We start from the raw sequence: 11,534 nt of genomic DNA, 5'->3' as shown, positions 1-11,534 counted from the left end.
GGGGGGACTCGTTGGGTTTCGCTCTGAGCATCGCGCCATGACAAGTTCGACGCCGCTGCTCGAGGTCGAGGGCCTCAAGACTCATTTCCCGATCCGCGACGGGGTGTTCGGCCAGGTCACCGGCCACGTCCGCGCCGTCGACGGGGTCGATCTCCGCATCCGCCGCGGCACCAGCTTCGGCCTGGTGGGCGAATCCGGCAGCGGCAAGTCCACGCTCGGCCGCACCGTGCTGGGGCTGTACCAGCCGACCGCCGGCACGGTGCGGTTCGAGGGCCGCGACATCAACGCGATCGGCCGGCGCGGCCGGCGGACGCTGCGGCCGAAGATGCAGCTGGTGTTCCAGGACCCCTACGGCTCGCTGAACCCGCGGGTCCGGGTCGGCGACGCGATCGGCGAGGCCCTCCTGGCGCATCGCCTGGTCCGCCGGGCCGAACTGCGCGACGCGGTGCTGGAGGTGATGCGGATCTGCGGCCTGGCGCCGTATCAGTATGCCCGCTACCCGCACGAGTTCTCCGGCGGCCAGCGCCAGCGCATCGGCATCGCCCGGGCCTTGGCGCTGAAGCCGGAGCTGATCGTGGCGGACGAGCCGGTCTCGGCCCTCGACGTCTCGATCCAGGCGCAGATCATCAACCTGTTCTCCGACCTCAAGGAGCAGCGGGGCGTCACCTTCCTGTTCATCTCGCACGACTTGGCGGTGGTCGAGCATCTCTGCGACGAGATCGCGGTGATGTATCTCGGCGTGATCGTCGAGACCGCCAGCCGCGACGCGCTGTTCGACCGGCCGCTGCACCCCTACACCCAGGCGCTGCTGTCGGCGATCCCGGCGATCGACCCGGATGCGCCACGTGACCGCGCGGTGCTGAAGGGGGAGTTGCCGAGCCCCGCCAACCCGCCGGCCGGCTGCCGCTTCCACACCCGCTGCCCGCTGGCGACCGACCGCTGCCGAGCCGAGGTGCCGGAGATGCGGGAGCTGGAGGTCGGCCACAGGGTCGCCTGCCACCTTGCCTAGCGGAACATCTCCAAGGCCTGTCGAATCCAGATCGGGTCGGACGATTAGGGGCATTCAAGGCGCAAGCAGAAGGACCCCATCATGCGCTATGCCTGCCTGATCTATTACGATCCGCAGACCCTGTTCGGCGGCAGCCCCGAGGCCCAGGCGGCGCTGGAGGGCTGCGCCACCCATGACGAGACGCTGAAGGCCAGCGGCCATTTCGTCGCCGGCGAGGCGCTGGAGCTGCCGGACGGCGCCCGCACCGTGAAGGTGCGCGAGGGCAAGACCTCGGCGGTCGACGGGCCGTTCATCGAGACCAAGGAGATCCTGGGCGGCTTCGTCGTAATCGAGGCGCGCGACATCGACGAGGCGGCGCAGGTCGCCGCCACGCACCCCCTGGCCCGAATCGGCTTCGTCGAGGTGCGACCGCTGGTCGATTTCAGCACGCCGCCGCCGGATTTCAGTCAGCACGCCTGACCCTACCCGGGCGCGGCGGCCTCGCGCCGCGCCCGGCTGGCCTCGGCGGCGATGTCGAGGAAAGCGCGGACGATGGCCAGGCGCTGGCGTTCGCGCAGGCACACCACATACTCGTCCATCTCCACCCGGCAGCCGGCGATCGGGCGGCTGACGAAGCGCGGATCCGGCGTCAGCTCGGCGGCCGACATGAAGCCGATGCCCAGCCCGGCGGCGATCGCCTCGCGCGACGCCTCGCGCCCCTCCACCTCCATCCACGGCGTCAGCGGCAGGTCGACCGCGGCGAAGGCGCGCTCCACCGTCTCCCGCGTCATCGACCCGGCCTCGCGCATCACCAGCCGCTCCCGCGCGATCAAGGGCGCCGGAACCGTGCACATCCGGGCCAGGGGGTGGTCACGCGGCAGCAGCACATGCACCGGGTCGTGCCACAGCGGCAAGGCGTGCAGCTGCGGGTCGCCCGGCACCCGCGCGAGCAGTGCCACGTCGAGGCGGATGTCGACCAGGTCGGCCAGCACGCGCTGGGCGTTGCCGACCGTCATCCGCACCCGCGCGCCGTCATGCCGGGCGGTGAAGGCGGCGACCAGCGGCATGGCGTGGAACGGCCCATCCGCGCCCAGGCGCAGCGTGCCGGTCGGCACCCGGCTGGTGCCCTGCAGCAGCTCCACCGCCTCGGCCTGCGCGGTGAAGGCGCGGTTGGTGAAGGTCATCAGCTCGGCGCCCAGAAGAGTCAGCTCGATCGTCCGGCCAGAGCGGCGGAACAGCTGCACGCCGTAACGCTGCTCCAGCGCCTTGACCTCGATCGACAGGGTCGATTGCGACACGCCAATGGCTCGCGCCGCCTTGGTGAAGCTGCCCTCGGTCGCCACAGCGTGGAAGGCGCGGAGTTGCACCGCCAGATTTGAGCTCATCAATGATCTGCATGGATAATATGAATTGGATCAATATTAGTCTCTCTGGCTTCCTCCGGCTATCCACGCTGTCCGGGAGCGCTCCATGAGCTTCATCCATCGCCTCCGCTATGACGGCCCGATCCGGGCCGCGATCTTCGACTGGGCCGGCACCACGGTCGATTTCGGCTGTCAGGCGCCGATCACCTCGCTGGTCGAGGCCTTCGCCGCGATGGGCGTCGAGGTGCCCCCGGCCACCGCCCGGCTGCCGATGGGCATGGCCAAGTGGGACCACATCCGGGCACTGCTGGCCATGCCGCAGGTGGCGGCGGCTTGGCAGCGGGCGCAAGGCCGGGCGCCCGCGTCGGCCGATGTCGACGGGCTGTATGAGCGCTTCCTGCCGCTGCAGATCGCGGCGGCGCAGCGGCACGCCGTGCTGATCCCAGGCACGCTCGAGACCATGGCGGCGCTGCAGGCCCGCGGCATCCGCATCGGCACCACCACCGGCTTCCCGCGCCCGGTGATGCAGGTGGTGATCCCGGAAGCGGCCTGGCAGGGCTATGAACCCGAGGTGATCGTCTGCGCCGGCGAGACCCCGTCCGGCCGCCCCGGCCCGGCAATGGCGCTGAAGGCGCTGATCGAGCTCGACCTCCACCCGGTCCAGGCGGCGGTCAAGGTCGGCGACACCGTGGTCGACGTGGCCGAGGGGCTGAATGCGGGCATGTGGACCATCGCCCTGGCCGTCACCGGCAACGAGGTCGGGCTGACCGAGGCGGAATGGGCGGCCTTGCCGACGGAGCGCCAGGCGGCGCTGCGCCGCGCCGCGACCGAAAGGCTGCGGGCCGCCGGCGCGCATGAGGTGGTGGACGGCATCGCCGACGTCCCGGCCGCGATCGGGCGGATCGAGGCCCGCATCGCGGTCGGGGACGCGCCGTGAACCGCTACGATCTCGCCGTCGTCGGTGCCGGCATCCTCGGCCTCGCCCATGCCCTGGCCGCGGCACGGCAGGGGCTGCGGGTGGTGGTGATCGATCGCGAGGCGCGCGCCATCGGCGCCTCGATCCGCAATTTCGGCTTCGTCACCGTCAGCGGCCAGTCGGCCGGCCCGACCTGGCACCGGGCGATGCGCAGCCGCGACGTCTGGGCCGAGGTGGCGCCGCAGGCCGGCATTCCGGTGCTGCATCGCGGCACCGCCCTCCTGGCGCGGACCGCGGAGGGGCAGGGCGTGCTCGAAGCCTTCGCCCGCACCGAAATGGGCGAGGGCTGCACCCTGCTGCCGGCCGCCGCCATGGCGACGCGGCTGCCGATAGCGCGGGCGGAGGGGCTGCGCGCCGGGCTGTGGAGCCCGCATGAGCTGCGGATCGAGCCGCGCGAGGCGATCCCGCGCCTGGCCGCCTGGCTGGAATCGGCGCATGGCGTCGTCTTCCGCCGCGGCGTCCAGGTCCGCGCGGTGCAGGCGCCGCGGGTCGAGACCAGCGAGGGCATGGTGCTGGCCGACCGCATCGTGGTCTGCCCCGGACCGGATCTGCGGTCGCTGTTCCCGGAGATCATGGCCCGCCGCCGCACCACCCTGTGCAAGCTGCAGATGCTGCGCCTGGCCGCGCCGGGCTGGCGGCTGCCGGCGGCGGTGATGGGCGATCTCAGCCTTGCCCGCTACCACGGCTTCGCCGACCTGCCGGAGGCGGCGCTCCTGAAGGCCCGGCTGGCGGCCGAGGTGCCGGAGACGCTGGCCAACGGCATCCACCTGATCGTGGTGCAGTCGGCCGACGGCTCGCTGGTGGTCGGCGATTCGCACCATTACGACGATTCGCCGGATCCCTTCGCATCGCAAGCGGTGGAAGGGCTGATCCTGCGCCACATGGCCGAGCTGTTGGACGTGCCGCACCCGGTGGTGGCCGAGCGCTGGGTCGGGATCTATCCCTCCGGCCCGGCCGAGACCTTCGCCGAGGCGCCGGACGACGCGACCCGGGTGGTCCAGGTCACCAGCGGCACCGGCATGAGCACCGGCTTCGCCATCGCCGAGGAGGTGGTGGCCGGGCTGTTCGGCGTGGCGGTCCCGCGCCACGCCGCGTGACCCGTCCTCCGCGTTCGGCTCAGAGGGTGAAGTCGCCGGCCACCAAGCCGATGGCCCCGGTGAGCTGGATGTGGAAATCCGAAGTGCCGTCGCCGTTGATGTCGCCGGCGATGGTGGTGACGCCGCCGGCGACGGCGTAGCGCAGCTGCCCCGCGACGCCGGTGTAGAGGGCGGTGCCGATGAAGCTGAAGGCCTGGTTGCCGGCCAGGGCGGCGCTGGCGTCGATCGCCGACAGGTCGATCTTGTCGCCCTGGGCATGGCTGAAATCGGTGATCCGGTCGGCATTGGCCCCGACCGTGCTCTGCGCCGCCGTGGTGTAGGCGAAGCGGTCGGCGCCGACCCCTCCCGTCAGCATGTCCTTGCCGTCGGCGCCAGTGAGCACATCATTGCCGTTCCAGCCCTGCAGCGCATTGGCGCCGCTGTTCCCGACCAGGTTGTCATTGCCCTGGCTGCCGGAAAGGTTCTCGATTGCGGTCAGCGAATCGTCCTGGGCCTCGCCATTGCTGCCGCTGCCCGTGGCCAGGCTGACCGAGACGCCGACCGAGCCGGTGTAGTAGCTGGCGGTGTCGATGCCGGCACCGCCGTCGAGCGTGTCGGCCCCGGCGCCGCCGCGGAGCACGTCGTCGCCGCCGACGCCGCGCAGATTGTTGCCGCCTGCATCCCCGATCAGGGTGTCGTTGCCCTGGCTGCCGTCGATATTCTCGACCTCGATATAGGTGTCGCCCTGGGCCGCGCCGCCGGAACCGTGGCCGGTGGCGAGGTTGGCGACGATGCCGATGCTGCTCTCGGTGTAGGTCGCGGTATCGCCCAGGGCGGTCCCGTTATCCCTGCCGGCGAGTTCGTCGGCGCCTTGTCCGCCGCGCAGCACGTCGTCACCGCCATACCCGTTCAGGATGTCGGCGCCATCGAGGCCGGTGAGCGTGTTGCCAGCGTTGTTGCCGAAGATCAGGTTGTTGCCCGCGTTGCCGGTTCCGCTAAGGTTGGCGGCACCGTCGAGGGTCAGCTCCTCGACATTGTCCGCCAACGTGAAGCTGGTGAGCGCGATCACGCGGTCATAGCCCTCGCCGGCGCGCTCGATCACGATGTCGCCGGCGGCATCGACCCAGAGGATGTCGTCGCCGGTGCCGCCGATCAGGATATCGTCGCCGTCGAGACCGTTCAGCCGGTCGTTGCCGCCGCCGCCGTCGACGATGTCGTTGCCGGCGCCGGCATCGGCTAGGTCGGCACCCGCGAAGCCGCGCAGCACGTCGCCTCCGGCGCCGCCGATGAGGATGTCGCCGATCGCGGAGCCGATGACCGATTGTGGCGTGGTGGCGTAGGCGGCGGTGAACACATTCCAGGTGGCAGCGATCCCCTCCGCGCTGAAATCGTTGGTCGCCTGGAAGCCGAGGACATAGGCGTTCGGGTTCGGTCCGAAGTCCAGCCCGAGGCCGACCATGGCCAAGCCGTCCTCCGTCCCGGTTCCGTTCCCCACCGGGATGGCGGAGGGGCTGCTGGCTAAGTTATAGGTTATCCCCCAGGTGGTGTTGCCGAAATATTCGGACGTCTCCGGATCGATATACGGGTCGACGTGATAATCGATCAGGATGTTGAAGGTGCCGGTCGGACGGTCGATCTCGGTATTGAGACTCCAATAGCCGGACATGGATGTTCCCCTTGGAGCCTGTCTTGAATGTACCGATCCGGCCGCAGGCTTTTCGGCCGCGCAGGGTTCCGCCGGTTGCGGAACGGGACGGGCAAGGCGCTGCTCCGCGCCGCCGCTCGCGGTTCCAAATCGTCGCCTTGAAACAGGAAATATGGGCAAAGGCGCGTCTTGAATGGCCGGCAGTATGCCAGATGGCACCGAACCGCGGGATCACCCGATTGGGTCAGCCGGCCGACGGACGGCCACCCAGCGGGGCCAGGCTCTCGGCGCGACGGAATTCCGCCACAAACTCACGTGTTGATCTGGGCAGCATCAACGACGAGGGAGAGCGTCGTGGCCTATGGCAGCGGTCTGTTCCGGACGGGGCTGGTCGCGGTCGTCATCGCAGCCTCCGCCCCGCTGGTGGCGTCATGCCAGACGGGGCCCGGCTACTATGGTGGCGGCGGCTACTACGGCGACAGCTATTCCAACTGGTATGACAACGACAATCGTGACTGGGGCTATGACCGCGACCGGTATCGCTCCCGCTATCGCGACCGGGACGATGACGATCGGTATCGCTACCGGCGCCGCGACCGGGATCGGGATGATGACGACGACCGGCGCGACCGGCGGCGCAGCAACAGCGACGGAAATGCCGAGCAGCGTTTCTGGAAGCTGTTCGGGAAGGATGGGCGGAGCCCCGACAATTAGCGCAACCGCAGCAACTCGGAATTCTCCGCCGCCGCGGGCCACGGCGACGAGTCCAGGCAACCGCGCTGGGAGTGATGGTGAGGGCGGCGCGGAGCATCCGCGATAGGCATCCTTCCGCCCGCTGCCGAATGATTGCCGTCCATTCTGCCTGCGCCGGGCCGGCGACGGGTTTCGACGGAACCCCCGCCCCATGCCGTGAGTCTTTTAGATGACGCGGAGGCAGAAAGGATGCCCCTCATGAAATCATTGCTCAGGGCCGCTCTGGTCGCGGCCGCCTTGACCGCCATGGCGCCGCTGACCGCGCCGGCCGCTCGCGCCGAAGGCGTCTCGGAACACAACCAGCCCCACCTGTCGTCCTATGCCTATCGGCACCACCGGGATCACGACCGCGATTGGCGGCGGGATCATGACCGGCACAGGGATCGATACAGCGATCGCCGGTATCGCGACGACGATCATCGCTATGGTCATCGGCGCCACCGCAACGACGCAGAAGACAGGTTCTGGCGGCTGTTYCGTCCAAATTGATCCGGGAGGGATGGCGCACTCGACAGGATTCGAACCTGTGACCTCCGCCTCCGGAGGGCGGCGCTCTATCCAGCTGAGCTACGAGTGCAGGCCATGGACTCGGGCCCAAGGACCCGAAGCGGCGCGGACCATACTGCAAAGCGGCGTCGATGCAAAGCCCGGATTCGGGGGTGGGTCCCCATCCCGCTTCGCAGGCGTGCCGCCCGGCTGACGAGGGGTCGGGCCCCTGCTACGGTGCCGGCTCGAATCGGTTCCTGGAGCAGATCAGATGAAAGCCCGCATCACCTGGGTCGAAGGCCGCACCTTCCTCGGCGAATCCGGCAGCGGCCATGCCGTGGTCATGGACGGCGCGCCGGAGCATGGCGGGCGCAACCTCGGCGTCCGGCCGATGGAGATGCTGCTGCTCGGCCTCGGCGGCTGCACCGCCTTCGACGTGGTGATGATCCTGGAGAAGGCGCGTGAGCCGGTGGCCGACTGCCGGGTCGAGGTCGAGGCCGAGCGCGCCGAGACCGACCCCAAGGTCTTCACCAGGATCCGCATGCGCTACATCGTCTCCGGCCGCGGCTTGGACCGCGCCAAGGTCGAGCGCGCCGTGGCGCTGTCGAAGGAGAAGTACTGCTCGGCCTCGATCATGCTCGGCAAGGTGGCCGAGATCACCACCGAGATCGAGGTGGTGGAGACCGCCTGAGACCTCTCAGGCCGCCGCCTTCACCGCCGCCAGCCCCTCCGCGATCGCGGCGAGGTCCTCGCCTACGCCGCCGGCCCGGGAGCAGGCATCCAGCCGTTCCTCCAGCGCCGCGGCCGCGCTCGACAGGGCGGCGAAGCCCATGGTCCCGCCGGTGCCGTTCAGCCGGTGCACGATGAAGCGCAGCCCCGTCAGCGCCTCGCCGTCGCCGGCCCGCAGCGCCGCCAGCAGCGCCTCGGCTTCGGCCAGCATCTGCGGCAGCCCGGCCGCGAACTTGGCCCGCAGCCGGTCGAGATGCACCTGGAGAGCGTCCTGAGTCATCGGCCTGCTTCCGATTCCTACCCGACAGCGAATACCCCTTTCCTGTCATGCCCGGGCTTGACCCGGGCATTCAGGGCGGCAAGAGCGGCTCTCGATGGCCCCTGGATCACCGGGTCAAGCCCGGTGATGACAAAGAGGGAAGGCCAGGAAACATTGCTAGTCATGGCTTCTGGCCATCGCGCCGCGCCCAGATGGCACGGATCTCGTCCGACAGGGTCATCGGGTCGAATGGCTTGGAGATGACGTCGACGGCGCCGAGGGCGCGGTAGCGCGCCACCTCCTGCGGCTGCACCTTGGCGGTCATGAACACCGCCGGCGTGGCCGCAGTGCCCGGCAGCGCCCGCAGCGCCGCCAGCGTCTCCGGCCCGTCCATGCCCGGCATCATCACGTCGAGCAGCAGGAGCTGCGGCGCGAAGCCGGGCGCCTGGGCCAGCGCCTCCTCGCCCGAGGCGCAGGCGGCCAGGATGAAGCCGCCCACCGCCTCCAGCGCGAAGCCGGCGACCGAGCGAATGTCGGCATCGTCCTCGACATAGAGGATGCGGGTCAGCACCTCATCGGCCATGGCGGGGGACCCCTTGCTTGTCCTGGATCAGGCCGTTGATCAGGGCGGTGATGGTCTGGTGCAACTGCTCGTTGTCGGTGCGGCTCTTGACCAGCGAGGCGGAGACCGCACTGGCGTAGGAGGCGCTGGAATCCTGTGCCGAGAAGATCAGCACCGGCTCCCGTGGCGTGCGGGCGTTGATGGTTTCCAAGAGGTCGAGGCCGGAGCCGTCGGGCAGCCCGACATCGATGATCACCAGGTCGAAACGCTGCTGCGCCAGCTTCTCCCGGCCCTCCTGCAGCGACCGCGCCGGCACGATGTCCGCCTCGTCGCGGACGATGGCGCCGACCACCTCGATCACGTCGTCATCGTCCTCGACATGCAGGATGCAGGCGCGGCCGTTGCGGCTGCGCAGACCTGCCTGGCGCAGCGCCGCGCGCAGCCGCAGCTGCTCGATCGGCTTGTCCAGCCAGTCGACGATGTTGACGGCGTCGCCGTTCAGCTCGCGCTTGCCGTCCTGGGCGGTGGCGGAGACGACGACGATCGGCAGGGCAGCCGTGGCCGGGTCGGCCCGCAGCTGCCGGATCAGGGTGATCCCGTCCATGCCCGGCAGCAGCAGGTCGACCGTCATTGCGTCGTACTGCCCGGTGCGCGCCTTCTCCAGCGCCGTCTCGGCATCGCGGGCGATATCGACCCGCCAGCCATCCTGCTCGATCATCAGGCCCAGCAGGGTCGCCACGTCCGGGTCGTCCTCGCAGATCAGCACCTGGCGCCGGGCGTCGCCGGGCGTGGCGACCGCCTCCGCCACCTCGGCCAGCAGCGGCAGGGTGAACCAGAAGCGGGTGCCGCCGCCCTCCGCCGGTTCGAAGCCGATGCGGCCGCCATGCCGCTCCAAGATGGCCTTGGCGATCGACAGGCCCAGGCCGGTACCGCCCTTGCGCCGTACGTCGCTGGCATCGGCCTGGGCGAAGCGCTGGAAGATCCGGTTGCGGAACTCCTCCGGGATGCCGGCGCCGCGGTCGCGCACGCTGATCCGGGCCTGATGGCCCACCGTCTCCACCGCCACTTCCACCGTGCTGCCGGCGGGCGAGAACTTGGCGGCGTTGGACAGCAGGTTGGTCAGCACCTGGATCATCCGGTCGGCGTCGCCCTGGACCGGCAGAGGCCGGCCCGGCCGGGTCGTGATCCGGTACTCGACCTCATGCTGCGCTGCATAGGACTGGTTGGCCTCGACCGCCTGCTCGACCAGCGCCGCGGCGTCCAGCCGGTCGTGCCGGAACTCCATGCGTCCCGACTCGATCTTCTCGATGTCGAGGATGTCGTTGACCAGTCCCACCAGCCGCTCGCTGTTCTTGTGGGCGATCTCCAGCAGCGACCTGGCCTTGTCCGGCAGAGCCCCCGCCGCCCCGGCCGCGATGAGGCCCAGCGAGCCGCGGATCGAGGTCAGTGGCGTGCGCAGCTCGTGACTCACGGTCGACACGAACTCGTTCTTCAACTGGTCCAGCCGGTGCCGCTCGGTCATGTCGCGCAGGATGCAGACTGAGACGGTGCGGCCGTCGCGCTCGAATACGCCGGTCGAGATCTCGGCCGGGAAGCTGCTGCCGTCCCGCCGCGTCACCGTGACCTCACCGGCCGGCTGGGCGCCGCCAACCAGGGCCGGCACCAGCGCCGAGATGTCGGTGCCGACGAGTTCGCCCGCGATCACGCCGAAGGCCTCGCCGCAGGCGCGGTTGGCCAGCTCGACCACGCCGTCCTGGCCGACCACTAGGATCGGATCGCGGGCGCTGTCCAGCACGGCCTGCAGCTGGGCCTGGCTTTCGGCCAGCGCCCTGGTGGCGGCATCGCTCTCCAGCTTGGCGCGCTCCAGCTCGCGGTAGCGCTGCTGGTCGGTGCGCACCTGGCGCGACATGGCCCAGGCTGCCAGCAACCCGCACAAGGCCGCCAGCGCGGCGACGCCGCCCAGCAGCCAGATGATCCGCCGCAGCGTCGCCTCGGTGGCCTCCTGCCGCTGCGCCAGAAGCGCTTCCTCGGCAGCCTCGGCCTCCTCGATCTTGGCACGGAAGGCCGGGCCCTGATCGGCGGTCTCGCGGACAAGGGCCCGGGCGCCATCGAGATCGCCGCGCCGGACCGCGGCGATGATCCGGTCGTTGGCGACCAGGATCTCCTCCGAGATGGCCGTGGCGTCGTCGAAGCGCCGGACCTGCTCCGGGTTGTCGACCACCAGCTCGCGCAGGTCCAGCAGCCCTTCCGTGGCCAGCCGGGAGCTGTCCTCGGCGAGCGCCGCGTCCCGCGGACTGCCGGTGATGACGAAGCCGCGGCTGGAGCTCTGGGTCCGAGACAGGTTCAGCCGGGCCTCATAGATGGTGTTGATCACCAGATTGGTGTGGTCGACCAAGGCCTGCGTGCGGGCGTTGTCGGCCAGGAACTGCTTGCCGAGCCATCCCGCCGTGCCGAAAAACAGCAGGAAGCCGAGGATCGCCAGCAGAACGATCGAGCGGACCGAGCCCAGAAACCTCTCCATTTCCCACGAGTCTCCCGATCGTCCGCCGGGGCCGATGGCCTCCTGATCAGGTCATAGTCCAAACCGGCGGCGGTGTCGCCGTCGGGCGGACGCACGAACATCTGTCCTAACATCCTATGTATTCTGAAGGCGGGCACGACCGGCCTCGATCCTGCTACCCTGGCCTCTCGAGAGG

The 11,534-nt window shown here is 69.9% G+C and carries 12 protein-coding genes and 1 tRNA gene; 7 read left to right on the top strand and 6 right to left on the bottom strand.

The window, feature by feature from the left end; all coding sequences use genetic code 11:
- Positions 1-37: 37 nt before the first annotated feature.
- On the top strand, positions 38-1,009 hold the full coding sequence (locus AB4Z01_RS17195) for an ABC transporter ATP-binding protein (protein ID WP_441695737.1): 972 nt from the start codon (positions 38-40) through the stop codon (positions 1,007-1,009).
- An 81-nt stretch (positions 1,010-1,090) separates the two neighbouring features.
- Positions 1,091-1,468 (top strand): YciI family protein, encoded by a 378-nt coding sequence (locus AB4Z01_RS17190; protein WP_441695735.1) that lies wholly within the window; start codon positions 1,091-1,093, stop codon positions 1,466-1,468.
- A gap of 2 nt (positions 1,469-1,470) precedes the next feature.
- Here the strand turns inward: AB4Z01_RS17190 and AB4Z01_RS17185 are convergent, their stop codons facing one another.
- Positions 1,471-2,373: a LysR substrate-binding domain-containing protein gene (locus AB4Z01_RS17185; protein WP_441695734.1), complete on the bottom strand. Its 903-nt coding sequence runs from the start codon at positions 2,371-2,373 to the stop codon at positions 1,471-1,473.
- A gap of 85 nt (positions 2,374-2,458) precedes the next feature.
- On the opposite strand from AB4Z01_RS17185, the gene phnX reads away from it, so the two are divergent.
- Positions 2,459-3,289, top strand: a complete 831-nt coding sequence (gene phnX / locus AB4Z01_RS17180) for a phosphonoacetaldehyde hydrolase (protein ID WP_441695732.1) — start codon at positions 2,459-2,461, stop codon at positions 3,287-3,289.
- Positions 3,286-4,425 (top strand): TIGR03364 family FAD-dependent oxidoreductase, encoded by a 1,140-nt coding sequence (locus AB4Z01_RS17175; protein ID WP_441695730.1) that lies wholly within the window; start codon positions 3,286-3,288, stop codon positions 4,423-4,425. Before phnX ends, AB4Z01_RS17175 begins: the two co-directional genes overlap by 4 nt.
- A 19-nt stretch (positions 4,426-4,444) precedes the next feature.
- Here AB4Z01_RS17175 and AB4Z01_RS17170 read toward each other — a convergent pair whose 3' ends face one another.
- Complete coding sequence (locus AB4Z01_RS17170; protein ID WP_441695728.1) at positions 4,445-6,070, bottom strand: calcium-binding protein; 1,626 nt, start codon at positions 6,068-6,070, stop codon at positions 4,445-4,447.
- Positions 6,071-6,403: 333 nt separating this feature from the next.
- Between AB4Z01_RS17170 and AB4Z01_RS17165 the strand changes: the two genes are divergently transcribed.
- Positions 6,404-6,763, top strand: a complete 360-nt coding sequence (locus AB4Z01_RS17165) for a hypothetical protein (protein ID WP_441695726.1) — start codon at positions 6,404-6,406, stop codon at positions 6,761-6,763.
- A gap of 237 nt (positions 6,764-7,000) precedes the next feature.
- Positions 7,001-7,291 carry a hypothetical protein gene (locus AB4Z01_RS17160; protein ID WP_441695725.1) on the top strand — a complete coding sequence of 97 codons (291 nt, stop codon included), beginning with the start codon at positions 7,001-7,003 and terminating at the stop codon, positions 7,289-7,291.
- A gap of 11 nt (positions 7,292-7,302) precedes the next feature.
- Here AB4Z01_RS17160 and AB4Z01_RS17155 read toward each other — a convergent pair.
- Positions 7,303-7,379, bottom strand: a tRNA-Arg gene (locus AB4Z01_RS17155).
- Positions 7,380-7,559: 180 nt separating this feature from the next.
- On the opposite strand from AB4Z01_RS17155, the gene AB4Z01_RS17150 reads away from it, so the two are divergent.
- A complete protein-coding gene (locus tag AB4Z01_RS17150) occupies positions 7,560-7,979 on the top strand; it encodes an OsmC family protein (RefSeq protein ID WP_441695724.1) in 420 nt (139 codons plus the stop codon).
- A 6-nt stretch (positions 7,980-7,985) separates the two neighbouring features.
- On the opposite strand, the gene AB4Z01_RS17145 is transcribed toward AB4Z01_RS17150, so the two are convergent.
- The 3 genes from AB4Z01_RS17145 to AB4Z01_RS17135 form a co-directional block, all read right to left on the bottom strand.
- The gene (locus AB4Z01_RS17145; RefSeq protein WP_441695722.1) at positions 7,986-8,297 is read right to left on the bottom strand and encodes an Hpt domain-containing protein; all 312 of its coding nucleotides are present in this window, start codon (positions 8,295-8,297) and stop codon (positions 7,986-7,988) included.
- Positions 8,298-8,457: 160 nt separating this feature from the next.
- The gene (locus AB4Z01_RS17140; protein WP_441695720.1) at positions 8,458-8,859 is read right to left on the bottom strand and encodes a response regulator; all 402 of its coding nucleotides are present in this window, start codon (positions 8,857-8,859) and stop codon (positions 8,458-8,460) included.
- Positions 8,849-11,359 (bottom strand): response regulator, encoded by a 2,511-nt coding sequence (locus tag AB4Z01_RS17135; protein WP_441695718.1) that lies wholly within the window; start codon positions 11,357-11,359, stop codon positions 8,849-8,851. The genes AB4Z01_RS17140 and AB4Z01_RS17135 overlap by 11 nt, the downstream gene beginning before the upstream one ends.
- Between the last annotated feature and the right edge of the window lie 175 nt (positions 11,360-11,534).

It is taken from the genome of Inquilinus sp. YAF38 (assembly GCF_052113205.1).
Taxonomy (GTDB): domain Bacteria; phylum Pseudomonadota; class Alphaproteobacteria; order DSM-16000; family Inquilinaceae; genus Inquilinus.
This window is presented reverse-complemented; position numbering and strand designations above follow the sequence as displayed.